28 protein-coding genes, 1 pseudogene and 1 other annotated feature are annotated in these 26,921 nt (G+C 55.0%); of the genes and pseudogenes, 12 read left to right on the top strand and 17 right to left on the bottom strand.

What is annotated here, in order from left to right; genetic code table 11:
- Positions 1 to 29: 29 nt before the first annotated feature.
- Positions 30 to 1,490 (bottom strand): cardiolipin synthase, encoded by a 1,461-nt coding sequence (cls, locus tag GNG26_RS12925; protein ID WP_103179911.1) that lies wholly within the window; start codon positions 1,488 to 1,490, stop codon positions 30 to 32.
- 142 nt (positions 1,491 to 1,632) lie between these two features.
- Here cls and GNG26_RS12920 point away from each other — a divergent pair, with 142 nt between their 5' ends.
- Both GNG26_RS12920 and leuE read left to right on the top strand, forming a co-directional pair.
- Positions 1,633 to 1,806 (top strand): YciY family protein, encoded by a 174-nt coding sequence (locus GNG26_RS12920; RefSeq protein WP_139157093.1) that lies wholly within the window; start codon positions 1,633 to 1,635, stop codon positions 1,804 to 1,806.
- 66 nt (positions 1,807 to 1,872) lie between these two features.
- Positions 1,873 to 2,508, top strand: coding sequence for a leucine efflux protein LeuE (gene leuE / locus GNG26_RS12915; protein ID WP_103822506.1), 636 nt, complete (start codon positions 1,873 to 1,875; stop codon positions 2,506 to 2,508).
- A 35-nt stretch (positions 2,509 to 2,543) separates the two neighbouring features.
- Here the strand turns inward: leuE and GNG26_RS12910 are convergent, their stop codons facing one another.
- Positions 2,544 to 2,840 (bottom strand): YciI family protein, encoded by a 297-nt coding sequence (locus tag GNG26_RS12910; protein ID WP_032611245.1) that lies wholly within the window; start codon positions 2,838 to 2,840, stop codon positions 2,544 to 2,546.
- A 221-nt stretch (positions 2,841 to 3,061) separates the two neighbouring features.
- Here GNG26_RS12910 and tonB point away from each other — a divergent pair, with 221 nt between their 5' ends.
- Positions 3,062 to 3,799 carry a TonB system transport protein TonB gene (gene tonB, locus GNG26_RS12905; RefSeq protein WP_103822505.1) on the top strand — a complete coding sequence of 246 codons (738 nt, stop codon included), beginning with the start codon at positions 3,062 to 3,064 and terminating at the stop codon, positions 3,797 to 3,799.
- A 31-nt stretch (positions 3,800 to 3,830) separates the two neighbouring features.
- Here the strand turns inward: tonB and yciA are convergent, their stop codons facing one another.
- The 4 genes and pseudogenes from yciA to GNG26_RS12885 all read right to left on the bottom strand — a co-directional run.
- Positions 3,831 to 4,226: an acyl-CoA thioester hydrolase YciA gene (yciA, locus tag GNG26_RS12900; RefSeq protein ID WP_103179910.1), complete on the bottom strand. Its 396-nt coding sequence runs from the start codon at positions 4,224 to 4,226 to the stop codon at positions 3,831 to 3,833.
- A 105-nt stretch (positions 4,227 to 4,331) separates the two neighbouring features.
- Positions 4,332 to 4,871, bottom strand: a complete 540-nt coding sequence (locus GNG26_RS12895; protein ID WP_103179909.1) for a septation protein A — start codon at positions 4,869 to 4,871, stop codon at positions 4,332 to 4,334.
- A 57-nt stretch (positions 4,872 to 4,928) separates the two neighbouring features.
- A complete protein-coding gene (locus tag GNG26_RS12890) occupies positions 4,929 to 5,672 on the bottom strand; it encodes a YciC family protein (RefSeq protein ID WP_103822262.1) in 744 nt (247 codons plus the stop codon).
- Positions 5,673 to 5,697: 25 nt separating this feature from the next.
- Positions 5,698 to 5,787: pseudogene (locus tag GNG26_RS12885) on the bottom strand (YkgJ family cysteine cluster protein); the annotation flags it as partial.
- A gap of 225 nt (positions 5,788 to 6,012) precedes the next feature.
- Between GNG26_RS12885 and ompW the strand changes: the two are divergent.
- Entirely contained in the window at positions 6,013 to 6,645 is a 633-nt protein-coding gene (gene ompW / locus GNG26_RS12880; RefSeq protein ID WP_103822261.1) for an outer membrane protein OmpW, read from the top strand.
- A gap of 28 nt (positions 6,646 to 6,673) precedes the next feature.
- Here ompW and GNG26_RS12875 read toward each other — a convergent pair whose 3' ends face one another.
- The 8 genes from GNG26_RS12875 to GNG26_RS12840 all read right to left on the bottom strand — a co-directional run bounded on the left by GNG26_RS12875 (position 6,674) and on the right by GNG26_RS12840 (position 15,183).
- Positions 6,674 to 6,946, bottom strand: a complete 273-nt coding sequence (locus GNG26_RS12875; protein WP_103179906.1) for a YqjD family protein — start codon at positions 6,944 to 6,946, stop codon at positions 6,674 to 6,676.
- A gap of 104 nt (positions 6,947 to 7,050) precedes the next feature.
- On the bottom strand, positions 7,051 to 7,284 hold the full coding sequence (yedF, locus tag GNG26_RS12870) for a sulfurtransferase-like selenium metabolism protein YedF (RefSeq protein WP_103179905.1): 234 nt from the start codon (positions 7,282 to 7,284) through the stop codon (positions 7,051 to 7,053).
- Positions 7,281 to 8,492 (bottom strand): selenium metabolism membrane protein YedE/FdhT, encoded by a 1,212-nt coding sequence (gene yedE, locus GNG26_RS12865; protein ID WP_156239040.1) that lies wholly within the window; start codon positions 8,490 to 8,492, stop codon positions 7,281 to 7,283. Before yedE ends, yedF begins: the two co-directional genes overlap by 4 nt.
- Before the next feature lie 158 nt (positions 8,493 to 8,650).
- Complete coding sequence (trpA, locus tag GNG26_RS12860) at positions 8,651 to 9,460, bottom strand: tryptophan synthase subunit alpha (protein WP_103179903.1); 810 nt, start codon at positions 9,458 to 9,460, stop codon at positions 8,651 to 8,653.
- The gene (gene trpB, locus GNG26_RS12855; RefSeq protein WP_103179902.1) at positions 9,460 to 10,653 is read right to left on the bottom strand and encodes a tryptophan synthase subunit beta; all 1,194 of its coding nucleotides are present in this window, start codon (positions 10,651 to 10,653) and stop codon (positions 9,460 to 9,462) included. Before trpB ends, trpA begins: the two co-directional genes overlap by 1 nt.
- 10 nt (positions 10,654 to 10,663) lie before the next feature.
- Entirely contained in the window at positions 10,664 to 12,022 is a 1,359-nt protein-coding gene (gene trpCF, locus GNG26_RS12850) for a bifunctional indole-3-glycerol-phosphate synthase TrpC/phosphoribosylanthranilate isomerase TrpF (protein ID WP_156239039.1), read from the bottom strand.
- 3 nt (positions 12,023 to 12,025) lie between these two features.
- A complete protein-coding gene (gene trpD / locus GNG26_RS12845) occupies positions 12,026 to 13,621 on the bottom strand; it encodes a bifunctional anthranilate synthase glutamate amidotransferase component TrpG/anthranilate phosphoribosyltransferase TrpD (RefSeq protein ID WP_103179900.1) in 1,596 nt (531 codons plus the stop codon).
- Positions 13,621 to 15,183 carry an anthranilate synthase component 1 gene (locus tag GNG26_RS12840; protein ID WP_156239038.1) on the bottom strand — a complete coding sequence of 521 codons (1,563 nt, stop codon included), beginning with the start codon at positions 15,181 to 15,183 and terminating at the stop codon, positions 13,621 to 13,623. Before GNG26_RS12840 ends, trpD begins: the two co-directional genes overlap by 1 nt.
- A gap of 24 nt (positions 15,184 to 15,207) precedes the next feature.
- Positions 15,208 to 15,303: a sequence feature (Trp leader region), on the bottom strand.
- Between the two features lie 159 nt (positions 15,304 to 15,462).
- On the opposite strand from GNG26_RS12840, the gene rnm reads away from it, so the two are divergent.
- From rnm to rluB, 3 genes are all read left to right on the top strand, one after another.
- Positions 15,463 to 16,344, top strand: coding sequence for an RNase AM (rnm, locus tag GNG26_RS12835; RefSeq protein WP_156239037.1), 882 nt, complete (start codon positions 15,463 to 15,465; stop codon positions 16,342 to 16,344).
- Positions 16,341 to 16,961: an L-threonylcarbamoyladenylate synthase gene (locus GNG26_RS12830; RefSeq protein ID WP_103179897.1), complete on the top strand. Its 621-nt coding sequence runs from the start codon at positions 16,341 to 16,343 to the stop codon at positions 16,959 to 16,961. The genes rnm and GNG26_RS12830 overlap by 4 nt, the downstream gene beginning before the upstream one ends.
- A 956-nt stretch (positions 16,962 to 17,917) precedes the next feature.
- On the top strand, positions 17,918 to 18,796 hold the full coding sequence (gene rluB, locus GNG26_RS12825) for a 23S rRNA pseudouridine(2605) synthase RluB (protein WP_103822250.1): 879 nt from the start codon (positions 17,918 to 17,920) through the stop codon (positions 18,794 to 18,796).
- A 32-nt stretch (positions 18,797 to 18,828) separates the two neighbouring features.
- On the opposite strand, the gene cobO is transcribed toward rluB, so the two are convergent.
- Positions 18,829 to 19,419, bottom strand: coding sequence for a cob(I)yrinic acid a,c-diamide adenosyltransferase (cobO, locus tag GNG26_RS12820; RefSeq protein ID WP_156239036.1), 591 nt, complete (start codon positions 19,417 to 19,419; stop codon positions 18,829 to 18,831).
- Positions 19,416 to 20,177: a YciK family oxidoreductase gene (locus tag GNG26_RS12815; protein WP_156239035.1), complete on the bottom strand. Its 762-nt coding sequence runs from the start codon at positions 20,175 to 20,177 to the stop codon at positions 19,416 to 19,418. The genes cobO and GNG26_RS12815 overlap by 4 nt, the downstream gene beginning before the upstream one ends.
- A gap of 249 nt (positions 20,178 to 20,426) precedes the next feature.
- Here GNG26_RS12815 and sohB point away from each other — a divergent pair, with 249 nt between their 5' ends.
- On the top strand, positions 20,427 to 21,473 hold the full coding sequence (gene sohB / locus GNG26_RS12810) for a protease SohB (RefSeq protein WP_103822248.1): 1,047 nt from the start codon (positions 20,427 to 20,429) through the stop codon (positions 21,471 to 21,473).
- 35 nt (positions 21,474 to 21,508) lie between these two features.
- Here the strand turns inward: sohB and GNG26_RS12805 are convergent, their stop codons facing one another.
- Entirely contained in the window at positions 21,509 to 21,760 is a 252-nt protein-coding gene (locus GNG26_RS12805) for a YciN family protein (RefSeq protein WP_103822247.1), read from the bottom strand.
- Positions 21,761 to 22,156: 396 nt separating this feature from the next.
- Between GNG26_RS12805 and topA the strand changes: the two genes are divergently transcribed.
- From topA to ymiC, 4 genes are all read left to right on the top strand, one after another.
- On the top strand, positions 22,157 to 24,751 hold the full coding sequence (topA, locus tag GNG26_RS12800) for a type I DNA topoisomerase (RefSeq protein ID WP_103822246.1): 2,595 nt from the start codon (positions 22,157 to 22,159) through the stop codon (positions 24,749 to 24,751).
- A 186-nt stretch (positions 24,752 to 24,937) separates the two neighbouring features.
- Entirely contained in the window at positions 24,938 to 25,912 is a 975-nt protein-coding gene (gene cysB / locus GNG26_RS12795; RefSeq protein WP_032611190.1) for an HTH-type transcriptional regulator CysB, read from the top strand.
- Positions 25,913 to 26,247: 335 nt separating this feature from the next.
- A complete protein-coding gene (locus tag GNG26_RS12790; protein ID WP_220436256.1) occupies positions 26,248 to 26,388 on the top strand; it encodes a YmiA family putative membrane protein in 141 nt (46 codons plus the stop codon).
- Positions 26,389 to 26,686: 298 nt separating this feature from the next.
- The gene (gene ymiC / locus GNG26_RS22710; protein WP_231604113.1) at positions 26,687 to 26,788 is read left to right on the top strand and encodes a small membrane protein YmiC; all 102 of its coding nucleotides are present in this window, start codon (positions 26,687 to 26,689) and stop codon (positions 26,786 to 26,788) included.
- Positions 26,789 to 26,921 lie beyond the last annotated feature (133 nt).

Here is a 26,921-nt window from a genome sequence, read left to right as displayed (position 1 = left end):
ACTACCTGTTTAACATCGTTGGGCACGTTTTACAGCAACGGACTAAAGAAGTAAAACAGTCGTTCGGCAATTCGCTGCCATAGCGGCCTTTTCATCCACAGACGGGCATCCAGCAGGCGGGAGCGCGAGATATAATCATCCTGCACGGCCGCCAGATCGCCCCCAAAACCGGTATCGTCGATCACCAGCGTGATCTCAAAATTGAGCCACAGACTGCGCATATCGAGGTTCACTGTTCCCACCAGGCTAAGCTCACCATCCACCAGCACGCTCTTGGTGTGCAGCAGCCCACCTTCAAACTGGTAAATCTTCACCCCGGCCGCCAGCAGTTCGCTGAAAAAGGCCCGGCTGGCCCAGCCCACCAGCACCGAATCGTTCTTGCGCGGCAGGATAATACTGACATCGACCCCGCGCTGGGCGGCGGTGCAGATAGCGTGGAGCAGATCGTCACTCGGCACGAAATAGGGGGTGGTCATGATCAGGTATTCGCGGGCGGAATAGGCGGCGGTCAATAACGCCTGATGGATCAGATCTTCCGGGAAGCCCGGTCCGGAGGCGATAGTATGAATAGTGTGCCCGCTGGCCTGTTCAAACGGCATGATATTGGCATCCGGCGGTGGGGGCAGAATGCGTTTGCCGGTTTCAATCTCCCAGTCACAGGAGTAGACGATCCCCATCGCGGTGGCGACCGGCCCCTCCATACGCGCCATCAGATCGATCCATTGGCCCACACCGGCATCCTGTTTAAAGAAGCGCGGGTCGACCATGTTCATGCTGCCGGTATAGGCGATGTAGTTGTCGATGAGCACCATTTTGCGGTGCTGGCGCAGATCCATCCTGCGCAGAAACACACGCATCAGGTTAACCTTTAACGCTTCGACCACTTCCACACCGGCATTGCGCATCATGGATGCCCAGTTGCTGCGGAAAAAGTTCACGCTACCGGCGGAGTCGAGCATCAGACGGCAGTGGATCCCCCGGCGTGCCGCGGCCATCAGGGATTCAGCTACCTGATCGGCCATGCCACCGGGCTGCCAGATATAAAACACCATCTCGATATTATGCCGCGCCAGCTGAATATCGCGGATCAGGGCGTTCATAACGTCATCAGAGGTGGTCATCAATTGCAGCTGATTGCCTTTCACCCCGGCAATCCCCTGGCGGCGTTCACAGAGCTTAAATAACGACGCGGCGACGTCACTGTTCTCTTCGGCAAAAATATGTTTGCAGGATTTCAGATCGTTCAGCCATTTCGCCGTGGAGGGCCACATCGCCCGGGCACGCTCGGCCCGACGTTTACCGAGGTGAAGCTCACCGAAGGATAAATACGCAATGATGCCGACCAGCGGCAGGATATAAATAATCAACAGCCATGCCATGGCAGAGGGAACTGCTCTGCGCTTCATCAGGATGCGTAACGTCACCCCTGCGATTAACAGCCAGTATCCCAGAATGAGCAGCCAACTCACCACGGTGTAGAAGGTTGTCATAATAAAAAATCCTTTTGAAAGCGTATTGTTAAGAGTTTACGCGTCAGGATTTTTCTGGCAAATAAAAACGCCAGATAAAAGCGCTGGTCTGCCGCAGGCAAGGGACTATAATGAACGCTCTGTTTTGTGAAGAGTTGGTAACATGAAGCGCAGTAGAACAGAAGTAGGGCGCTGGCGCATGTTGCGACAGACAAGTCGTCGCAAAGCGCGTTGGCTGGAAGCTCAATCCCGCCGTAATATGCGTATCCACGCCATCAGAAAATGCAGTATGAACCGTCATCGCAATGCGTTGCTGTTCGCCATTCAGGATTACTGAATGACACAAGGGCACCCACAGAGGTGCCCGATGTTTTTTATTCGCTACGTCAAAAAGGAGGATGAGGTGTTTGCGGATTTGGGTGTACTGAATTTCTGGACCTATGTTGTCGGGGCTATTTTTATTGTTCTGGTTCCTGGACCTAATACCTTATTCGTTTTAAAAACCGGTATTGGTCACGGTGTGAAAAAGGGCTATCTTGCCGCCAGTGGCGTATTTATTGGCGATGCGGTACTGATGTTTCTGGCATGGGCAGGGGTTGCGGCGCTGATCCAGACCACGCCAATGCTGTTTAATATTGTGCGCTATCTCGGGGCGTTCTATCTGTTATGGCTGGGCGGCAAAATGCTCTGGTCGGTAATAAGGCATACACAGCAGGGCGATGCTGGCGGTCTCGAACCGGCTAAAACCATAATGAAACGCTCGCTGGTGCTGAGTATGACCAACCCGAAGGCGATTTTGTTTTATGTCTCATTCTTTGTGCAGTTTATTGACGTTCACGCGAAGCACACCGGCGTCGCTTTTATGATCCTCGCGGTCACGCTGGAAATCATCAGTTTTATCTATATGAGCTTCCTGATCTTCTCCGGCGCGTTTGTTACGCGCTACCTGAAAACCAAAAAGAAACTGGCGAAGCTGGGAAATGGTTTAATAGGATTACTGTTTGTTGGCTTTGCGGCGCGGCTGGCATCGCTTAACTAATAAAAAAGGCTCCTGGTACGGAGCCTTTTTTTATCTTAGAAAACTTTTTTAAACGGCTTCACCACGACGTTATCATACACGCCTGCCGCCACATACGGGTCGTCCTGCGCCCAGGCCTGTGCCGCTTCGAGGGATTCAAATTCGGCAATCACCGTTGAGCCGGTAAATCCCGCCGCACCCGGATCGTTGCTGTCGACGGCAGGCATTGGTCCTGCGGTCAGTAATCTGCCTTCGTCATGCAGCAGCTGTAAGCGCGCAAGGTGGGCAGGGCGTACGGAAAGACGTTTTTCCAGAGAATCAGCGACATCTGCAGCAAAAATCACGTAAAGCACAGCGGAGCTCCTTAACCGATAAAAGTGGGAATTACGTTATGTGAAAGTGCAGGTGACTGCAATGTAAAGATGGCAACATTGTTAAAACCTTGCGCCTGATGTGCCTTTTTTCGCCAGCTGGACGGTAAAATCGGGCGAAGTTTAACTGGCTTATTGAATATGATTGCTATTTGCATTTAAAATCAGGGCCTGGCTTTTTAACTGAAACGATTATGACTTCAATGACCCTCGATTTACCTCGCCGCTTTCCCTGGCCGACGCTGTTGTCCGTCGGAATTCACGGAGCCGTGGTGGCGGGTCTGCTTTACACATCGGTACATCAGGTTATTGAAATGCCAGCGCCCGCGCAGCCGATTTCGGTGACCATGGTAACGCCTGCGGAGCTGGAGCCTGTGCAGGTCGCGCCTCCACCGGAGCCTGTTGCAGAGCCCGAACCCGAGCCAGAACCAGAACCTGAAGTTGTTCCTGAGCCGCCAAAAGAAGCGCCTGTGGTGATCCACAAACCGGAGCCCAAGCCAAAACCGAAGCCGAAGCCGAAGCCGAAGCCGGTGAAAAAGGTGGAAGAGCGTCCGAAGCGTCAAGAGCGCCCGGTTGAGCCACGTACCACACAGCCCGTTGAGCGCGCAGCCCCGGCTCGCCCGGTCATGAACTCCGCGCCAGTTACCGCTAAGCCGGTTCCAGCGGCACCGGCGGGTCCACGTGCGTTGAGCCGTAACCAGCCGCAATATCCATCGCGCGCTCAGGCTCTGCGTATTGAAGGGCGTGTACGGGTGAAATTTGACGTCACCGCCGACGGACGTGTGGATAATATCCAGATCCTCTCCGCGCAGCCGTCAAACATGTTCGAGCGTGATGTGAAAAACGCGATGCGTAAGTGGCGCTACGAAGCCGGTAAGCCAGGCAGTGGGCTCATCGTCAATATCGTTTTCCGCCTCAACGGCGGGGCACAGATGGAATAATAAAAAAAGCCTCCCAACTGGGAGGCTTTTTTTATGCCTGCGGTAATGCGCGCGGTTTGCCTTCGCTATCCACCGCCACGTAAATAAAGAGCGCTTCGGTGGCCTTATAGCGCTGGCCGATCGGTTCCGAAGAGACCTTCTTCACCCACACTTCGATATTGATCGACACCGAGGTATTTCCCCGTTTCACGCAACGCGCGTAACAGCAGACCACATCACCCACCGCGACAGGCCGCAGAAAGGTCATACCATCAACCCGGACCGTCACCACGCGACCATGGGCAATCTCTTTAGCGAGGATCGCCCCGCCCATATCCATCTGCGACATTAACCAGCCGCCAAAAATATCGCCGTTCGCATTGGTGTCGGCGGGCATTGCAAGTGTGCGTAAAACCAGTTCGCCCTGCGGGGCGTTCGTTGTTGTCATTATGAACTCTACTTATTACGGAGGACTTCAGGCGGGATGCTACTATGATTTGCTGCCGGAGAGAACAGAAGAAAAACGCCAGGCTTATTAAGCCTGGCGGAAGGATTACTGCTTGTCGTCCTGCGGCATGTGGCGATAGATGTAGATGCCGCTCAGGAGGGTGAAAATCAGCGTTAAGGCGGTCAGACCAAAGACTTTAAAGTTGACCCAGATGTTCTGCGGCAGCCAGAAAGCGATATAGATATTCGCCAGACCACAAAGAATAAAGAACACCGCCCAGGCGATATTCAGGCGCGACCAGACCGCCTGCGGCAGCGCCAGCTCTTTACCCAGCATGCGCTGGATAAGCGGCTTTTTCATCACCCACTGGCTGAACAGCAGGGCACCCGCAAACAGCACGTAAATGACGGTCACTTTCCACTTGATGAACTCATCGTTGTGGAAAAAGACGGTCAGCCCGCCGAAGACGGCCACCAGCACAAAGGTGATCAGGGCCATTTTTTCAACCTTGCGGTAGCGCACCCAGCTGTAAATCAGCACGACTGCGGTGGCGACGATCAGGGCAGTGGTCGCGGCGTAAATGTCATACAGCTTATAGAAAGCAAAAAAGACAACCAGGGGTAAAAAATCAAGAAACTGCTTCATTCTTCGATTCCATCTATCAGCGATGGCCTGTACGTTCTGAACAGGCCGTCAGAAAAATTACTGGCGAATTAACGTGTACAGGCGGAACAAATAAACGAGCAAGACAGCGGAGATGAGGTTGCTCAGGGTATTTGCCACAACAGCACCGACGTTAGGCGTCAGAACGGCAAGATTGGGTGCAAACAGCAGCAGCAGAGTTTTCGCCAGCAGCCAGCTCATTACCGCTGGCGCGACCAGACGCATATTAGACCATGCAAGCCGGATACTGCTACGCATGGCGACAAAAATGCCCATGCGGTCCTGCACCATCATTACGGGGGCGAAGGCGAGCACAATCGCCAACAGCACGCCCGGCACCACAACCAGCATAATCCCTAATTGCACTAGCATGGTGGTTAAAAAGATCAGAATAAACAGCTTGGGCAGCAGCGGCGCGCTGGCACCTATCGCCCGCAGCGCGCTGACGCGTTGCCCGGCAGAAACCAGCTGGATCATCAGCAGCACGCCGCCAGCCAGAATGGCATTGCCGATAAGACCGGAAAAGGTCGAGGCCGCAGAAGCCCGCAACAGGATCTGCTGCTGTTCCGGGGTCATGTTCTGCACCATCTCAAACAGACCAACGCTGCTGGCGATTTGATCGCCTTCGCTCAGGCTGGCAATTTGCTCCTCACTCGGCGAAAAAGCATGACCAAGTACCACCGTGATAAATGCGCACAACAAGGCGATCAGTAAAAAGGTAACGAACTGATTGCGGAAAAAATTCCCCGTGTCACGGTAGACAGACTTCGCCGTGATAGACATGCACTCTCCTTGAGTATTGCAGGTGTTAATTAGCGGGCAATTGTACCCTGGATAAGTGTACGGTGGCAGTATCAAGCCTTGTATGGAAAAGCATATCTTTGTAAAGCGCCCGTAATGCGTCGCTGCCATTTTGCGCGGTTGTGGGCAAGCGGGGCGTTTTGTGTCCGAAATGGCAAAATTGATCCAGACCCTGCCTACCAATTTTTGCTAGTTGTGAAAAAAATTAATTTAGATCAATGAATGTTAAATCACTGAATTTAGTGTGATCAATGCAAGATCACTTATTAATCATTTGTAGGTATATTCCGTTCCTGAATAAAACCATAACGAGGGAATGGATATGAAAAAAGCAGCGGTGGCAGCACTGATTCTGAGCACGCTTTCCGGCGGCGCAATGGCCCACGAAGCAGGTGAGTTCTTTTTCCGTCTCGGGACGGCGACGGTGCGTCCTACGGAAGGCTCGGACAATGTGCTCGGTTTGGGCGGTTTTAACGTCAGTAACAATACCCAGGCGGGGATGACCTTTACCTGGATGGCGACCGACAACGTCGGCGTTGAACTGCTGGCGGCCACGCCGTTTCGCCACAGAGTAGGTACGGGCCCAACCGGGGATATCGCCACGGTTCACCATCTGCCGCCGACGCTGATGGCTCAGTGGTATTTCGGCGATGCTGGCAGCAAGGTTCGCCCCTACGTTGGCGCCGGGGTCAACTACACCACGTTTTTTGATGAGAAGTTTAACGACACCGGTAAAGCGGCTGGCCTTTCCGATCTGAGCCTGAAAGATTCATGGGGTATGGCGGGGCAGGTGGGGCTGGATTACCTCATCAACCGTGACTGGCTGATTAATATGTCGGTCTGGTACATGGATATCGACACCGAAGTGCGCTTTAAGGCGGGGGATCAGCAGCAAAATATAAACACCCGTCTGGATCCGTGGGTGTTTATGTTCTCGGCGGGATACCGCTTCTGAAAATAAGAAGGCCCCGAGGGGCCTTTTTTTATTTACGCCCTAACAGCAGGCCAAGAACAATACCCACCGCACCCGCGGCAATCAGGCCGGTTAGGGGGTTATTTTTCACTGCGTCGGTCACATCAGTAACAACGTCGCTTGCCTGTGCAGCATATTTGCGCCCGGCACCCTTCAGCTGATGTTTTGGCGAATCAACGGCCTCGCCAAACTGCTGCTGTGCAGCACCGGCGAATTCATCCAGTTTGTTCTTCGCTTTTTCACCTGCATATTGTGCATCATTATCAAGATTTTGGTCTGACATAACGTTCTCCTTTTGTAGTCAATGTAAAGCATAGACTCAATAGGGATATCCTGGAGAAAATGGGATTAATACTTAAGAAAGGGTGGCCTGGCGCCACCCGCTTATTATTTTTGGATGAGATAGCGGATGGTGGGCCCATCCTGTTGGATATCCAGTACCGTATAGCCGTGGTTTCTGGCGTCCAGGGGAATATTGTTGATGGATTGAGGGCAGTCGCTCACCACCTCCAGGATCTCGCCCTTTTTCAGTTGCGGCATCGCCTCAAGCGTGGCAACCGCCGGGTAGGGGCAAGGTTCGCCCAGCATATCGAGGCGGTAGTCGGGAACGATCGCTTTCATGCGGCTTCCTCACGAATGTCAGTTTTCATGGCAGCGCGGCGGAAGAAGCGTTTCTCCTGCGCCAGCACCAGCAAAAAGGCGACCAGCAGCAAAATGTAGGTCACCAGCAATCCACCCAGCGGGCCAAAGGTGTTGAGAAGATTAACCTTGTCCCAGTTCGTCGCCAGCGCGGGGGATAAATCATCCCACCAGTAAGCCAGCAGGGTCGAGCCAATCACATTACCCAGACCAACCCACCAGTAGTGCACCTGGCCTTCCACCGCGCGGTACATCCACCCGGTCTCGCAGCCGCCCGCCAGCACAATCCCAAAGCCAAACAGTAGCCCGCCGATCACGGCGTTCGGCCCGGCCCACATGATTTTAGGCGCGACACCCAGCTGGACGTAGCTGAAGATCCCGATGGCGCTCACCGCCATCCCGGCGATAATCGCCTTCGCCATCATGGTACGGCCGGTGATCCACATATCGCGAAACGCGGAGGTAAAGCAGATCTGCGCCCGCTCGATAAGCAGACCAAATCCGACACCGAACAGCATCGCCAGCCCGAGCTTCGGCTGGTTTAGCGCGGTACAGAGCGCCCAGGCCAGCATGCCGAAGAAGACCAGCATACCGAGACGAAAGCGACGACGGGCCTGATCCGGCTTCTGCGTTAACGGCGAGGCCGCGCTCACTTTTTGCATTTTGACCGGAATACGGAACAGGGGCAGCAGGGTAAAGCGCGCGCCAAAGTACGAGCCGACGGCGGTGGCGAGCGCAAAAAACCAGGCGTGGAGGGAGAACTGTGGGATCCCGGTAAAGAAAGCCGCAAGGTTACAGCCCATCGCCAGGCGCGCACCAAACCCGGCGATGATACCGCCAACCACCGCCTGGGCGATGCGGATCCGGCTGTGCGGCATACGCAGCTTGACGTTGTTGGCCCAAAGTGCGGCAGCAAAACAGCCGCCGAACATCCCGATGATCATCATGCCGTCGATGCGTGTCAGTGGGGAGCCATCAAGGTGAATGAGTTTGAAGTAACCCCACGTTTCGGTGTGAACACCTGCCAGTTGCAGCAACTGTCCGCCCCAACGGGTAAATTCACCCGTAACCGCCCAAAAAGTGCCGGTGATGCCAAAATAGTAGGTGGAGAGGATCCCGGCAGCGATAACGGCAGGAACAGGTGACCAGAACTTAATTAAATAAGTCTGCTTAAAATATTGCCATGACATAGTTAAGCCTCTGAACTCAGAAGGTTTAAGGAGGAAGTGTTATAAAACGTGAGGATGATACGCCGGGAATCGCGTTTGAAAAGGATTAACTGCGTTAAAGATCGAAGGGATCAATTTATGCGTGAAGCCGCCTGGTAAAAAACCAGACGGCGGCTCTTTTACTGCGGACGGGTTGCGGCTTTCATGGCGCTGACAAAGGCCTTCAGCTCGCTCAACATCTGTTCAGGCTTATCGACATTGTTCTCGATAATTTTGACGATTGCCGAGCCGGAAATCGCCCCGGCCGCCCCGGCACCCAGCGCCGCGGTTACCTGCTCAGGCGCTGAAATACCAAAGCCCTGCAGCGGCGGTGCGGCATTGTACTCCGTCAGTTTTTCCACCAGATGGTGCAGCGGCAGGGCGGCTTTGTTCTCCGCACCCGTCACCCCGGCGCGGGACAGCAGGTAGGTATAGCCGCGACCGTGGGAGGCGATCTGGCGCAGCAGGTTATCATCGGCATTCGGTGGGCAGATAAAGATCGGCGCAACGTTATGACGCATCGCCGCCTGGCGGAACGGGGCAGACTCCTCGACCGGGACATCGGCGACCAGCACCGAATCCACGCCCACGCGCGCGCACTCGGCGTAGAACTCGTCAATGCCGCGGTTAAAGACCAGGTTAGCGTACATCAGCAGGCCGATGGGCATCGCCGGGTATTTCTGACGGATGGTTGCCAGCATCTCGAAGCACTGGGTCGGGGTCACGCCTGCGGCAAAGGCGCGCAGGGTGGCACTCTGAATGGTCGGGCCATCGGCCAACGGATCGGAGAAGGGAATACCCAGCTCCAGCGCGTCGGCGCCCGCTTCAACCAGGGCGTCGATGATTTTCAGCGACTGCTCCGGAGAGGGGTCGCCCAGCGTGACGAAGGGAACAAACGCGCCTTCCTTGCGGGCCTTAAGTTCAGCAAACACGTTATCGTAACGTTCCATCAGATTTCCCCTCGTGCTTTCAGAATATCGTGAACGGTGAAGATGTCTTTATCACCGCGACCGGAAAGGTTGACCACCAGCAGCTGCTCTTTTTCCGGGTTCTCTTTGATCATTTTCAGGGCATGGGCCAGGGCGTGGGAAGACTCCAGTGCCGGGATAATCCCCTCCTTACGGCACAGGGTTTTGAACGCTTCCAGCGCTTCGTCATCGGTAATCGAGACATACTCGGCGCGACCGATGCTGTTCAGGTGTGCGTGCTGCGGCCCCACGGACGGAAAGTCCAGCCCAGCAGAGATGGAGTACGACTCTTCAATCTGGCCTTCGTCGGTCTGCATCATCGGCGCTTTCATGCCGAAGTAGATGCCTACGCGGCCATGCTTCAGTGGCGCGCCGTGTTCACCGGTTTCAATCCCGTGACCAGCAGGTTCAACGCCGATCAGCCCCACACGGGTGTCGTCGATGAAGTCAGCAAACATGCCGATTGCATTAGAGCCGCCGCCCACGCAGGCGATCACCGCATCCGGCAGGCGACCCTCTTTTTCGAGGATCTGCGCTTTGGTCTCTTCACCGATCATACGCTGGAATTCACGCACAATAGTCGGGAACGGGTGCGGGCCCGCGGCGGTACCGAGCATATAGTGGGCGTTTTCATAGTTACCGGACCAGTCGCGCAGCGCCTCGTTACAGGCATCTTTCAGGGTGGCCGAGCCACTGTGCACCGGGATCACTTCCGCGCCCATCAGACGCATACGGAAGACGTTCGGCGACTGGCGCTCAACGTCTTTTGCCCCCATGTAGATACGGCATTTCAGGCCGAGCAGGGCGCTGGCCAGCGCCGATGCCACACCGTGCTGACCGGCCCCGGTTTCGGCAATGATTTCGGTTTTACCCATCCGTTTTGCCAGCAGCGCCTGGCCCAGCACCTGGTTAGTTTTATGCGCACCGCCGTGGAGCAGATCTTCACGCTTCAGATACAGGGTGGTGTTCGTCCCCTCTGTCAGGTTGCGGCATTTGGTCAGGGCCGTAGGGCGTCCGGCGTAGTTTTTCAGCAGGTCGGTGAATTCAGCCTGGAAGAGCGGATCTTTTTGCGCACTCACGAACGCCTCTTCAAGCTGGCGCAGGGCGGGCATCAGGATTTGCGGCACATACATGCCGCCAAACTCACCAAAATAGGGATTTAATAATGTGGTCATCTTCTCTTCCTTAATATGCACGCAGCGTTTTGAACACCGAAGCCAGTTTGCTGGCATCTTTTATGCCCGGCTGCGACTCAACGCCTGAATTAAAATCGAGACCTGCGCAGCCCGCTTTGGCGGCTTCAACGCAGTTATCGGGGCTTAAGCCCCCGGCGAGCAGGACGTTATCCAGCTTCTCGCCCTTGAGCAGCGACCAGTCAAAACGCTGCCCGGTTCCGCCCTGGCCGTTATCCAACACATACTTATCAACATGCTGCAACGTGCGCGGCGGCAGGTTATCGGCCACGCTCAGCGCTTTCCAGATTTGCACCTGCGGTTTTAGCCTTTCGCGCAGGGCATCGATATACGCCTGATCTTCGCTGCCGTGCAGCTGGACGGCGGCCAGGGAAAGCGACTCTGCCGTGGCCGCCACCTGTTCGATGGCACCATTAAGGAAGACGCCCACATACTGTAACGGGGCGGCGGCGATCACCTCGCGCGCCTGCGCCTCGGTCACGTTGCGCGGGGAGGCATCAACGAAGATCAGCCCGCCGTAAATGGCGCCCGCTTCATAAGCGGCGGCGACATCCTGTGGACGCGTCAGGCCGCAGACCTTGTTCTCCCCCAGCAGCACGCGACGTACCGCGGCGCTGAGATCGTCCTGCTCCATCATCGCCGACCCAATCAGGAAGCCGTTGGCGAAGTGGCTCAGCTCGCGAACCTGGGCATAACTGTTGATGCCGGACTCGCTAATCACCGTTACGCCTGCGCCCAGACGCGGCGCCAGTTGGCGGGTGCGGTTCAGGTCGATGGAGAGATCGCGCAGGTCGCGGTTATTGATCCCGACCACTTTTGCCTCGAGGGCGATAGCGCGCTCCAGCTCCTCTTCGTTGCTCACTTCGGTCAGCACACCCATGTTCAGGCTGTGCGCGACCGCAGCAAGCTGGCGGTACTGTTCATCGTCCAGGACCGAGAGCATCAGCAGGCAGGCGTCGGCCTGATAAAAACGCGCCAGCCAGATTTGATACGGGTCGATGATAAAGTCTTTGCACAAAATCGGCTGCGGCGCGATGCCGCTGACGATGGGCAGAAAATCAAAACTTCCCTGAAAATATTTCTCATCGGTCAGCACCGAAATAGCCGAAGCGTGGTGCTTATAGATGGTGGCGATCTTCGCCGGGTCGAAATCGTCGCGGATCACCCCTTTCGACGGGGAGGCCTTTTTGCACTCCAGGATAAATGCGGTGCGCGCGCCCCGCAGGGCATCATAAAAACGACGGCTGCTCGGAACCACGTCATTCTGGAAACTGGCGAGCGGCTGCTGCTGTTTCCGCGCTTCAACCCAGATGGCCTTATCGGCAACGATTTTCGCTAATACGGTCTGCATTGTTTACCCTCTTGCCGCAAGTGCGGTCACTCGGTCGTAGGCTGCGCCGGAGCGCAGCACATCAATCACTTTTTGCGCGTTGACCTGTAAATCCTCTTCGCCGTGCAGACGCATCAGCATGGCGACGTTAGCGGCGACAGCGGCCTCATGCGCTGGCTCACCTTTACCTTGTAACAGGCGGGTCAGAATGTCACGGTTTTCTTCCGGGGTGCCGCCCGCAAGTTGTTCCTGGTGATACGGGGTTAAACCAAAGTCTGCTGCGTCAAGCTGATAGTTTTTGATTTCACCGTTGTGCAGTTCGGCCACCAGCGTTGGCGCATGGAGCGAGACTTCGTCCATCCCGCCGCTGTGAACCACCGCCGCACGCTGATAACCGAGCACCCGCAGGGTTTCGGCGATCGGCAGCACCAGCTCCGGGCTGTAGACACCAATCAGCGCCAGCGGCGGGTGCGCCGGGTTGATCAGCGGCCCAAGCACATTAAACAGGGTGCGGGTCTTCAGCTGCTGACGCACCGGCATGGCATGGCGGAAGCCGGTGTGATACTTCGGTGCAAACAGGAAGCAGACGCCCAGTTCGTCCAGCGCATCGCGGGATTTCTCCGCGTTCATGTCCAGATTAATACCGAAGGCGGCCAGCAGATCCGACGAGCCGGAACGGCTGGAGACGCTGCGGTTACCATGCTTCGCCACCTTCAGCCCACAGGCGGCAGCGACAAAGGCGCTGGCGGTGGAGATGTTGATGCTGTTGCTGCCGTCACCGCCGGTACCGACGATATCCGCGAAGAGATAGTCCGGGCGCGGGAACGGGGCGGCGTTTTCCAGCAACGCGGTGGCGGCACCGGCAATCTCCTGCGGCTGTTCACCGCGCACTTTCATGCTCACCAGCGCGGCGGCCAGCTGCTCGGGCTTCAGCTCACCGCGTACCACGGCGGAGAAGAGCTGGTGGCTCTCCTGCTGGCTCAGGGTCTGCGCCTGGTAGAGTTTTTCCAGAATCGGCTGCAGGGTGTTGGTCTGCTCCAGTTTCTGCAGCGCCCAGTTCAGGGTCTGCTCCAGCAGGCGCGCGCCCTGGGAGGTCAGAATGGATTCCGGGTGGAACTGCATCCCGCAAACCCGGTCCGCGTCGTGACGCACCGCCATCACCATCCCGTTGTAATGGGCGTTAATGGTCAGGCCCGCCGGAATGTTGCTGCCCACCAGCGAGTGATAACGCGCCACCGGCAGCGGGTTCATCAGCCCGGCAAACATCGCCTGGCCGTCGTGTTCAATGCTGGAGGCTTTCCCGTGCAGGATCTCACCGGCCTGGCCGACGTAGCCGCCATAAGCCTCTACAATCGCCTGATGGCCCAGGCAAATACCGATGATCGGCAGTTTGCCGCGCAGGCGGGTCAGCAGCTCCGGCATACAGCCTGCTTCGCTCGGCGCGCCAGGCCCCGGCGAGAGCATCAGCACCGGGTTTTGCATGGTGGCCAGACGGTCGATTAAGGTCTGGGCCGGGACATGGTTACGGTAAATCACCACATTGTGACCGTTAGCACGCAGCTGATCCGCCAGGTTATAGGTAAAGGAGTCGATATTATCGAGCAGCAGAATGTCAGCCATCAGAAAATCTCCTGTGCGTGATGGGCAGTCGCAATGGCGCGCAGTACCGCGCGGGCTTTATTGCGGGTTTCGTCAGCTTCAGACTGCGGAACCGAGTCGAGAACGATGCCCGCGCCCGCCTGGACGGTGGCAATGCCTTCTTCAACGTAGGCGGAGCGGATCACGATACAGGTATCCAGATCGCCGTGGGCGGTGAAGTAGCCCACCGCACCGCCGTAGCTGCCGCGACGACGGCCTTCGGCCTCGGCAATCAGCTGCATGGCGCGGACTTTCGGTGCGCCGCTCAGGGTGCCCATATTCATGCAGGCGCGGTAGGCGTGCAGCACGTCCAGATCCTGACGCAGCTCGCCCACCACGCGGGAGACCAGATGCATCACGAAAGAGTAACGGTCCACTTTGGTTAAGTCGGCGACGTAACGGCTGCCCGGGGTGCAGATACGCGCCAGGTCGTTACGGGCCAGGTCCACCAGCATCAGGTGTTCGGACATCTCTTTCTGGTCGGTGCGCATCTCCAGCTCAATGCGGCTGTCGAGGTCGCGATCCAGGGAACCGTCGGCACGACGACCGCGCGGACGGGTACCGGCAATCGGATAGATTTCAATCTGACGGTTAGTGGCGTCGTACTTCAGGGAGCTCTCCGGCGAGGCGCCGAACAGGGTGAAATCATTGTCCTGCATAAAGAACATGTAGGGGCTGGGGTTGCTCTTTTTCAGCACATCGTAGGCCGCCAGCGGCGACGGGCAGGGCAGGGAGAAACGACGGGACGGCACCACCTGGAAAATCTCGCCTGCGCGAATGGCTTTCTGCATCTGGCGCACCACCGCGCCGTACTCGTCGTCCGTCTGGCTGACGTCACAACGCATCTGCTCCACGCGCTGCACCGGCAGTTCCGGCGGGGCTTCGTTCATCTGCTCCTGAAGCTGGGCGATGCGCTGTTCCAGGCGCTGCTTCTCCGTCAGTAACGGGGTAAACAGGCTGGCCTGAATGCGGGTGTATTTTTTCTGGTGGTCGATCACCATTAAGGTTTCCGCCAGATAGAAGCAGTAGTCCGGACAGCGATTGCCCTGCTCCAGCTCCGGCAGCTCTTCGAAACCGGCCACCAGATCGTAGGCAAACAGCCCGCCAAAGAACATCGCTTCGCGCTCGCTTTCCGGCACGTTCACCAGGTTTTGCAGCAGGCGGAAGGCATCAAACACTGACAGAGAACAGAGGCGGGCATCTTCATCCAGCAGCTGGCTCACCGGCGGGAAGTGCAGGATCCGCTGGTCCGGGCGATGTTCGTTCTCAATGCCCGCGGGCAGGACATCGTCCAGCAGCGACAGCAGGGCCGCACCGTTTTCAGAAAGCGCCTTCAGGGTGACGGTGTTGCCCAGGGCGGTGATGCGCAGGGCGCTGTCGACCAGCAGCAGGCTTTTCAGATCGTCTTTACTGTCGATATCCGCCGACTCCAGCAGCAGCGTGGCAGGACGCGCACCGCACACCTGATGGAACAGGGCGGTGGGATTATGGCGATACGCCGCCTCACGGGTCAGCAGTTCGAGGTTCGGTTTGGCTGTTTGCATTATGTTGTTCTCTTTATTCTGTTCATAAAAAAGCCCGCTCAGTGGCGGGCCAGGTATCTGTATGCATGACGCAGACGTACGACACTGCCCGATAATTCAGGAGGTGCGCCACCAGCTATGCAGAGAAAAATGTGCGGTCATTTCCAGATACCTCGTTGAGTGAACTTGCGTACTAGTTAACTAGTTCGATGGCTTATTGTCAACCCCCCGATTTCAGAATTTCACCACATGCCGTTATGATGGCGGCGCAGATATTGACGAGCAGTGACGGGAGCCGCTTTGAGCGACACGAATTACGCAGTGATTTATGATTTACACAGCCATACCCAGGCCTCTGATGGCCTGCTTACGCCTGAAGAGCTAGTCCATCGTGCCCATGAGATGCGCGTGGGCACGCTGGCCATTACCGATCACGACACCACCGAGGCCATTGCGGCCGCGCGGGCGGAAATTGCCCGCAGCGGATTGCCTCTGACCTTAATCAACGGCGTGGAGATTTCCACCGTCTGGGAAAATCACGAGATCCATATCGTCGGGTTAAACATCGATATTGAGAACCCGACCCTCTGTGCGTTCCTGGATGAACAAAAAACGCGGCGCGTACAGCGGGCAGAAATGATCGCCGAACGTCTGGAGAAGGCTCACATTCCCGGCGCGTGGGAAGGGGCCCTGCGTCTGGCGAATGGCGGGGCGGTGACCCGCGCCCACTTTGCCCGTTTTCTGATTGAAGCCGGGAAAGCAAATAACATTGCGGATGTGTTTAAAAAATATCTCGCCCGCGGGAAAACCGGATACGTTCCTCCCCAGTGGTGTACAATAGAACAAGCTATTGATGTCATTCATCATTCTGGTGGTAAGGCGGTACTGGCCCATCCGGGGCGGTATAACCTTTCCGCCAAATGGCTGAAACGTCTGCTGGCTTACTTTGCCGAACACGGCGGAGAGGCGATGGAAGTCGCTCAGTGTCAGCAGGCGCCCAACGAGCGCAGTCAGCTGGCTGAATATGCCCGCCAGTATGGACTCTTTGCCTCCCAGGGCTCTGATTTTCATCAGCCTTGTCCCTGGATAGAGCTGGGACGCAAGCTCTGGTTACCCGCTGGTGTCGAGCCGGTGTGGCACCTCTGGGAGCAGCCAACGCCAATTGAAGAGAGGGTAGTATGAGCCAATTTTTTTATATCCATCCTGACAATCCGCAGCCGCGTTTGATTAATCAGGCCGTGGAGATCGTGCGTAAGGGTGGCGTTATTGTCTATCCAACTGACTCAGGCTATGCGCTGGGCTGTAAGATCGAAGACAAAAACGCGATGGAGCGTATCTGCCGGATCCGCAATCTGCCTAATGGGCATAACTTCACCCTGATGTGTCGCGATCTCTCTGAGTTATCGACCTACTCCTACGTGGATAACGTGGCGTTTCGGTTGATCAAAAATAACACGCCGGGTAATTACACCTTTATCCTCAAGGGGACGAAAGAGGTGCCGCGTCGCCTGCTGCAGGAAAAACGCAAAACCATCGGGATGCGCGTGCCGTCAAACCCGATTGCTCAGGCGCTGCTGGAGACGCTCGGCGAGCCGATGCTCTCCACCTCGCTGATGCTACCGGGCAGCGACTTTACGGAATCCGATCCCGATGAGATCAAAGACCGCCTGGAGAAACAGGTTGAGCTGGTGATTCACGGCGGCTATCTCGGCCAACAGCCGACCACGGTGATCGATTTAACGGAAGATGCCCCGGTTGTGTTGCGTGAAGGGGTGGGGGATGTAAAACCTTTCTTGTAATTGCCTTCTGAAGGGGCCATTGAATTTGCATTATTTTTGCTGCTTTAATGGTCCCGATATTTCTGCTCCGTCTATTTCGTTACGCCTTCCCTTAAGAAGCTTCTTGCTATTATCTGAAAATCCGTCTCTTGCCGATTGAAACTTTCCCCTGCCTGAATATGTTGATGTAGGATAAATGAATATTCGTATGGGGATGGCTATGTCGCTATTGGCGTTAAGGTTTATCGCACTCTGACACAACCCAAAGACAGAGCACATCTGCATGCGGTTGTCGCTGGTGCGGGCACAATGGATAAGGCTTGTTGTGGCAATAATCAAATTGCTGGTGTGTAAGATAAGTAAGATTGTTTACTTCCTGATATTGATAGTGCTCACAGGACATCTGCTGCCAGAGCCAGAATCATATATTAATTACGATCTGGCAGTGGATATTGCTTTGTTTATGCACGGCAATGAAAGCGCTGACTCCATGTTTGACGCTTATACCGGTATAGATTTATCTATAATACTTTTCATTGTTGTTTTTTGTTACATTTCAACCATGAAGTTAATTACAAATTCTAAAAAATAGAATGCTTATCCTTACGCCTGGATAACTAAAAGTTTATGGCTGCATCTTTCAAAAGACAGATAAGTTGTCATATGCCTGGAATGAGTGCCCCCGGCATAGCGCAATCTGACCGTCCGCTCTGTACGAGGGCTCATAACAGCCGGATTCAATTCTTGTTCCTTTAGGTTATGCGTACCAGAACTTCGCCATACAAAACTTGTTGAATCATTTAGTCTAAAATTCATGTAGTATGTGCGGCCATGAATCACTGGGCGAGACGCATTGTCCGCCATTATGTGTGCTGTGAAAGATTTACAGATCATTGAGTTAAGGCCGAATCGCGCTTAACTCCTTGTTTTCGAATGTATACCAGACGCCTGTGAAGGCGACACCTGAAGGAAGCTCAATGAGCGAGAAATTACAGAAAGTGCTGGCCCGCGCCGGCCACGGTTCACGCCGTGAAATCGAAACCATTATCGAAGCAGGACGTGTCAGTGTGGACGGTAAAATCGCCACGCTGGGCGACCGTGTGGAAATCGTACCAGGCCTGAAAATCCGTATCGATGGCCACCTGATCTCGGTGAAAGAGTCCGCCGAGCAAATCTGCCGCGTACTGGCTTACTACAAGCCGGAAGGCGAGCTCTGCACCCGCAACGATCCGGAAGGTCGCCCAACCGTATTCGACCGCCTGCCAAAACTGCGCGGCGCGCGCTGGATCGCTGTAGGTCGTCTGGATGTTAACACCTGTGGCCTGCTGCTCTTCACTACCGATGGTGAACTGGCAAACCGTCTGATGCACCCAAGCCGTGAAGTAGAGCGTGAGTACGCGGTTCGCGTGTTTGGTGAAGTTGACGACAATAAGATCCGTGAACTCTCCCGGGGCGTGCAGCTCGAAGATGGCCCGGCAGCGTTTAAAACCATCAAGTTTACCGGTGGTGAAGGTATTAACCAGTGGTACAACGTCACCCTGACCGAAGGCCGTAACCGCGAGGTGCGTCGCCTGTGGGAAGCCGTTGGCGTGCAGGTTAGCCGCCTGATCCGCGTCCGTTACGGTGACATTCTTCTGCCGAAGGGCCTGCCACGTGGTGGCTATACCGAGCTGGATTTAACCCAGACTAACTATCTGCGTGAGCTGGTGCAGCTGGCGCCGGAAACCTCCTCGAAAGTGGCGGTAGAAAAAGATCGTCGTCGCATGAAGGCGAACCAGATCCGCCGGGCGGTCAAACGTCACAGCCAGGTCAGCGGCAATAATCGCCGCTCTGGCAGCCGTAACAACAACGGTTAAAAAAACAAAACCCGGCCTGGCCGGGTTTTTTGTTAATAGTCGATGCCGATTTGCGCTTTAACGCCTGCATCAAAGGCGTGTTTCACCGGGCGTAACTCGCTGACCGTATCCGCCATCTCCATAAGATCCCGATGACAGCCGCGCCCGGTAATAATCACCGTCTGGTGCGCCGGTCGGTTGTTCAGCGCATCAACCACTTCCTGTAACGGTAAATAGTCGTAGGCCACCATATAGGTGATCTCATCGAGCAGAACCATATTCAACGTAGTATCCGCCAGCATGCGCTTTGCATGCTCCCAGACCGCCAGGCAGGCCGCGGTGTCAGTGTCGCGGTTTTGCGTGTCCCAGGTAAAGCCGGTCGCCATAACCTGAAACTCCACACCCTGCGGCTCCAGCAGATTACGCTCGCCGTTAGGCCACTCGCCTTTGATGAACTGGATCACACCCACCTTTTGCCCGTGACCCACGGCGCGGGTCGCCGTACCAAAGGCCGCGGTGGTTTTACCTTTACCGTTACCAGTGAAGACAATGATAATCCCACGCTCATCCGTCGCTGCGGCAACGCGGGCATCGACCTGCTCTTTCAGGCGCTGCTGGCGCTGCTGATGACGTTCATCATTCATTGCGATATTCCTGGTTTACGGCCGGGTTGGGCATCAAAGGTCATGCCGGTTTTCCGGCGGCTGTCGTCGCCCATCAGCCACAGATAGAGCGGCATGATATCGGCAGGGGTTTTCAGTTTCAGCGGATCTTCTGTCGGGAACGCGCTGGCGCGCATGCTGGTGCGTGTCCCGCCGGGGTTGATGCAGTTGACGCGCAGATGGCGGCTCTGATATTCCTCGGCCAGCACCTGCATCATCCCTTCGGTGGCAAATTTCGAGGCGGCATAGGCGCCCCAGTTAGCCCGACCCTGACGTCCGACGCTGGATGAGGTAAACACCAGCGAGCCGGAATCGGACTTCAGTAATAAAGGAAGCAGTGCCTGGGTAAGGAAAAAGGTGCCGTTAACATTTACCTGCATCACCTGCTGCCAGATCTCTGGGGTTTGCTCCTCCATTGGCCGCACTTCGCCGAGGAAGCCCGCATTATGCAGCACCCCGTCCAGACGGGGATAATCAGCGGTAATGCGCTCAGCAAGTTCCCGGCAGCTCTGGGGGGTACAGGTTAACAGGTCGAGAACATATTCGCGGGTCGGCGCGCCGCCTTCACTGACGATCGCCTGCGCGACGTCGCGCAATTTATCTTCATTACGTCCCAGCAGAATCAGGCGCGCACCGTGGCGGGCGTAGGTCAGCGCCGCTTCGCGGCCAATACCGTCGCTGGCTCCCGTGACCAGAATAATACGGTTTTGCAGTAGATCTTTTTTCGGTTGATAGTGCAAGGTCACTCCTCTGGCGCGCGTTGGCGCGGCCCATGCTGTGCGGTCTCTTTTCGGCTTTATGCCCGAAAGCGCGGCTGATTACAATCAGTCTACCGGAGAGTTCGCTGTAAAATTAACAATTTGCAAATATTTCATCCATAAATAAACATTTCTGAAGAGGGCTCGCAAGGGTATCGTCAGGTAAGAGACGCCTGGTGAAGGCTGTTGTACACTGGGTGTGAAAACAAGTGGTTAAACCAAGGTGGACGCGTGGAATTACTTTCTGAGTACGGTTTATTTCTGGCCAAAATTGCGACGGTGGTGATTGCCATTGCGGTGATCGCCGTTCTGATTGTTAACCTGACGCAGCGCAAACGTCAGCGCGGCGAGTTGCGCATTACCCGCTTAAGCGAGCAGTACACTGAGATGAAGGAAGAGATGTCAGTGGCGCTGCTTGATGCGCATCAGCAAAAGCAGTGGCACAAAGCGCAGAAGAAAAAGCACAAACTTGACGCGAAAGCGGCAAAGCAGAAAGCAAAGCAGGAACTCCATCCGGAGGTGGCAAAGCCGCGGGTCTATGTGCTGGACTTCAAAGGCAGCATGGACGCCCATGAAGTCTCCTCCCTGCGTGAGGAGATCACCGCGGTGCTGGCGGTGGCAAGAGCCGAAGACCAGGTGGTGCTGCGTCTCGAAAGCCCGGGTGGGGTGGTGCATGGTTACGGGCTGGCCTCCTCACAGCTGCAACGTCTGCGTGATAAACATATCCCGCTGACGGTGGCGGTGGATAAGGTCGCTGCCAGCGGCGGTTATATGATGGCTTGCGTGGCCGACAAAATTGTCGCGGCGCCTTTCTCTATTATTGGTTCGATTGGCGTGGTGGCGCAGATCCCTAACTTCAATCGTTTCCTGAAAAATAAAGATATCGATGTCGAGCTTCACACGGCGGGTCAGTACAAGCGCACGCTGACCCTGCTGGGTGAAAACACCGAAGAGGGGCGACAGAAATTCCGTGAAGATCTCAATGACACCCATCAGCTGTTCAAAGGGTTTGTGAAGCAGATGCGACCCACGCTGAATATCGACGAGGTCGCCACCGGCGAGCACTGGTACGGTACTCAGGCGCTGGAAAAGGGGCTGGTCGATGAGGTGGGAACCAGCGACGATCTGCTGCTGTCGCTGATGGAGGGCCGCGAGCTGGTGGGCGTACGCTATACGCGCCGTAAAAAGCTGATGGACCGCTTTACCAACAGCGCCGCAGAGAGCGCGGATCGTCTGCTGCTGCGCTGGCTGCAGCGAGGGCAGAAACCGCTGCTGTGAATAAAAACGCGAGGCATTTGCCTCGCGTTTTTGCATCAATCAACCAGGTGGTACTTCTCAGATAAGACATGGGCGAGGTATTTAAACATATTGAATACCGCCGTGCTGCGCGGGGTCGGTAACCCCTGCTCATCGAGAAAGTACTCTCCGCTGAACACCAGCACACCATTGCGCTGTTCAACGCCAGTGGCTTCGATCCCTGCCATGGTGTCGTCATGTTCACGAATGAGTTTATTTGCTTCAGCAAGCAACGTTTCACGGTCAATGGGTTGGGTATTTTGCTGCATTATCCACTCCTTAAACAGTGATATTAGTCTACGCCGCCGCGGTCCCGGGAGCAAATTTTCCCCGTTTTGCCCCCTCCAGGGCAAGAGGCACAGCGCTGGCGTGATTTGCTTTTGCATGCTAATAAAGTTGCGTAACGGATTTTATCAGGTAGAGTGTGCGCTTTCGTCATTCTGGCAACAGATTTGCTTGACATTCGACCTAAATCTCGTCGTGTGGTTATACTGGAGCGAGAAAAATCGCGTCAACTCAACTGCTTATGTGATGTCGATTTTATGACTGAACGGCAAACGGGGTTGATATCCACTCGTGGCGTCGTTATATAAATGTCTCGTCGCCAGTGGAAGGTGAACTCACGCGACGTATTCCTGGAAGAAACAAATTAGGTAAAGGTGAATATGGGTAAAGCTCTCGTTATCGTTGAGTCCCCGGCAAAAGCCAAAACGATCAATAAGTATTTGGGTAGTGACTACGTGGTTAAGTCCAGCGTCGGTCATATCCGCGATCTGCCGACCAGTGGCTCAGCCAAGAAGAGCGCCGACTCTACCTCCACCAAAGGGGCCAAAAAGCCTAAAAAGGATGAACGTAGCGCGCTCGTAAATCGCATGGGAGTTAACCCATGGGATAACTGGCAGGCACAGTACGAAGTACTGCCGGGTAAAGAGAAAGTCGTCTCCGAGCTGAAACAGCTGGCGGAAAAAGCCGACCACATCTATCTCGCAACCGACCTTGACCGCGAAGGGGAGGCCATTGCATGGCACCTGCGGGAGGTGATCGGGGGCGATGACACACGCTATAGCCGCGTAGTGTTTAACGAAATTACTAAAAACGCGATCCGCCAGGCGTTTGAAAAGCCGGGTGAGCTGAATATCGACCGCGTCAACGCTCAGCAGGCGCGCCGCTTTATGGACCGCGTCGTGGGTTACATGGTTTCTCCACTGCTGTGGAAAAAGATTGCGCGTGGGCTCTCCGCAGGCCGCGTACAGTCCGTTGCCGTGCGTCTGGTGGTTGAACGGGAACGCGAAATCAAAGCGTTCGTGCCAGAAGAGTTCTGGGAAGTTGACGCCAGCGTGACCACGCCGGGCGGCGACACCCTGCCGCTGGAAGTGTCGCACCAGAACGATAAGCCGTTCCGTCCTGAAAATCGCGAGCAGACCATGGCCGCGGTAGCGCTGCTGGAAAAAGCGCGTTATCAGGTGCTGGATCGTGAAGACAAACCGACCAGCAGCAAGCCTGGCGCACCGTTTATCACCTCCACATTGCAGCAGGCGGCCAGCACCCGTCTGGGCTATGGCGTGAAAAAAACCATGATGATGGCGCAGCGTCTGTATGAAGCGGGTCACATCACCTATATGCGTACTGACTCTACTAACCTGAGCCAGGATGCCGTCAACATGGTGCGTGATTACATTGGCGACAATTTTGGTAAGAAATACCTGCCGGAAAGCGCCAATCAGTACAACAGCAAAGAGAATTCCCAGGAAGCGCACGAAGCGATTCGTCCTTCTGATGTCTCTGTGCTGGCGGAATCCCTTAAGGATATGGAAGCCGATGCGCAAAAACTGTATCAGCTGATCTGGCGCCAGTTTGTTGCCTGTCAGATGACCCCGGCGCAGTATGACTCCACCACGCTGACCGTGGGCGCGGGCGATTTCCGCCTCAAGGCGCGTGGCCGTATCCTGCGTTTCGATGGCTGGACCAAAGTGATGCCTGCGCTGCGTAAGGGTGATGAAGATAAAACCCTGCCAGCGGTCAACGCCGGGGATGAACTTACCCTGATTGAGCTGACCCCGGCCCAGCACTTCACCAAGCCACCGGCACGCTTCAGCGAAGCCTCGCTGGTGAAAGAGCTGGAAAAACGTGGTATCGGTCGTCCGTCGACCTATGCGTCGATCATCTCGACCATTCAGGATCGCGGCTATGTGCGCGCGGAAAACCGCCGTTTCTATGCGGAGAAAATGGGTGAAATCGTCACCGATCGCCTGGAAGATAACTTCCGCGAGCTGATGAACTACGATTTTACCGCGCAGATGGAAAACAGCCTGGACCAGGTGGCTAACCATGAAGCCGAGTGGAAGAAGGTGCTGGACAGCTTCTTCAGCGACTTCACCAAGCAGCTGGATAAAGCGGAAAAAGACCCGGAAGAAGGCGGTATGCAGCCAAACCAGATGGTGCTGACCAGCATCGACTGTCCGACCTGCGGCCGTAAGATGGGGATTCGTACCGCCACGACCGGTGTCTTCCTCGGTTGCTCAGGCTATGCGTTGTCGCCGAAGGAGCGCTGCAAAACCACCATAAACCTGGTGCCGGAAAACGAAGTGCTGAACGTGCTGGAAGGCGACGATGCGGAAACCAACGCATTACGCGCCAAACGCCGCTGCAATAAGTGCGGCACAGCGATGGACAGCTACCTCATCGACCCGAAACGTAAGCTGCATGTCTGTGGTAACAACCCGACCTGCGACGGTTACGAGATTGAAGAGGGTGAGTTCCGCATCAAGGGTTATGACGGTCCGATTGTGGAATGCGAGAAGTGTGGTTCTGAAATGCACCTGAAAATGGGGCGTTTTGGTAAGTACATGGCCTGCACCAATGACGACTGCAAAAACACGCGTAAGATCCTGCGTAACGGTGAAGTGGCTCCGCCGAAGGAAGATCCGGTGCCGTTGCCGGAGCTGCCGTGTGAAAAATCCGATGCGTACTTTGTACTGCGTGACGGTGCTGCGGGCGTCTTCCTGGCGGCGAATACCTTCCCGAAATCGCGTGAAACGCGTGCGCCGCTGGTGGAAGAGCTTTACCGCTTCCGCGATCGCCTGCCAGAAAAACTGCGTTATCTGGCCGATGCGCCACAGCAGGATGCGGAAGGTAATAAGACCGTTGTGCGTTTTAGCCGTAAAACCAAGCAGCAATATGTCGCTGCTGAGAAAGAGGGTAAAGCCACCGGCTGGTCAGCATTTTATGTTGACGGCAAATGGGTTGAAGGCAAGAAATAGCCTTAATTTACGCTAAGTTACCTCAAAAGGGCCGGTATTCCGGCCCTTTTTTATTGCCGGGTTATTATTTTTTGTTCCGGGCTATACAGCAAAGATATAAGTGATATAGTGGTTATAGTTAACCCTTTCTTTATTATCAAATCGTCTTAAGCGATTGCCCGTGTGCGCTAAATCGGATGGTCTGGCATGAAACTACAGCAGCTCCGCTATATCGTTGAGGTGGTCAACCACAACCTTAACGTCTCTTCCACCGCAGAAGGTCTTTACACTTCGCAACCCGGCATCAGTAAGCAGGTACGCATGCTTGAAGATGAGCTGGGGATCCAGATTTTCGCCCGCAGTGGTAAGCACCTTACCCAAGTGACGCCAGCAGGACAGGAGATTATCCGCATCGCCCGCGAAGTGCTGTCGAAGGTCGATGCCATTAAATCCGTTGCCGGAGAGCACACCTGGCCGGATAAAGGCTCGTTATATATCGCCACCACCCACACACAGGCGCGCTACGCGTTGCCAGGGGTGATCAAAGGCTTTATCGAGCGCTATCCTCGCGTCTCGTTGCATATGCATCAGGGCTCGCCGACGCAAATTGCCGAAGCGGTCTCCAAGGGTAATGCGGACTTTGCTATCGCCACCGAGGCGCTGCACCTGTATGACGATCTGGTGATGCTGCCTTGCTATCACTGGAACCGTTCGATTGTGGTAACGCCGGAACATCCGCTGGCGGCAAAAACGTCGGTGTCCATTGAAGAACTGGCGCAGTACCCACTGGTGACGTACACCTTTGGCTTTACGGGCCGCTCGGAACTCGATACCGCCTTTAATCGCGCGGGGCTTACGCCGCGGATCGTCTTTACCGCCACCGATGCCGATGTGATCAAAACCTATGTGCGGCTTGGGCTGGGGGTAGGGGTGATTGCCAGCATGGCGGTGGATCCTGTTGCCGATCCGGATTTAGTGCGTCTGGATACCCAGGGCGTATTCGGCCACAGCACGACCAAAATTGGTTTCCGCCGTAGCACCTTCCTGCGTAGTTATATGTATGATTTTATTCAACGATTTGCACCGCATCTGACCCGTGACGTGGTGGATACGGCGGTGGCGCTGCGCTCTAACGAAGATATCGAAGCGATGTTCAAAGATATCAAGCTGCCAGAAAAATAATCACCTCCGGTATCTTTCCTTCGGGAGAGATACCGTTATTTCTCTTAAGACCTGAATTAAATCCCTCCGATCTGCTTTCATTTCTCACAATAACCATAACGTTACGGCGTTTTTTTCATGAGTCAGTTGTAAAAACGTGACAAAAATAGAAAATATTTTGCCGCTATGCAAATCCCACGTTTCATTTATATATTTCCGCTCAAAAGATTAACTATTTCACACCATACGATTCGTAAATTCGCTGGATCTTCGACTAAAGTTTCTTTAGGATTTATCTCAACTATGATTACTTATACCAATTGTTTGGTATTCAAATGATAAGCGAAATCGATTGTATGGGGTTAGCAATGCCGTCAGGACGTCACGAGCCGCAAAGGGACCCAGGACTTAAGCGCAAAGCCTGGCTGGCGGTGTTTCTCGGTTCCACCCTGTTTTGGGTAGTGGTGGCTTTACTTATCTGGAAATTCTGGGGTTAAGCATGGCGGTTCAGGGGCGTAGTGAAGTAGTGAAGCCTGTATGTCAGCAGCGTGACACGCGTCGCAAAGTCCATAATGGATCTGCAGATAACGTCCCGGCATCCTGGAAGCTGTCGCCTGTGCAACAAGCCTTCATTGATCTCTTCGCAGAAGACGAAGACAAAAAACAATAATTCTTATTATCAGCGTTGAGCGATAATAATCCGATGCGCTTTTGTACTCTTTAATAAATACACATCAGCAATACCGAACTGAGACAAACTCAGCGAGCAATAAATTAATAAAGCGTGGTGCCGCAATGATGAATAATATATCCGGAGCTAAATACTGGTCGTGGATGGCCGCCTTTTCCCTCTCGATCCTCTTCTGGTGCCAGCTAATCTGGCTCACCCTACACTGAACGATGAAAGCCTCGCGCCCGCGGGGCTTTTTTATGCCTTCTTTACACACTGAATTTGTCCATTTGAGTTGTTATCAAATCGTTACGATGATGATGTGTTATCTTTAATTACGGCCCTGATAAAAGTCAGGGC

Origin of the sequence: Leclercia sp. J807 (genome assembly GCF_009734465.1) — a bacterium.
In the GTDB taxonomy this organism is placed as follows: domain Bacteria; phylum Pseudomonadota; class Gammaproteobacteria; order Enterobacterales; family Enterobacteriaceae; genus Enterobacter.
This window is presented reverse-complemented; position numbering and strand designations above follow the sequence as displayed.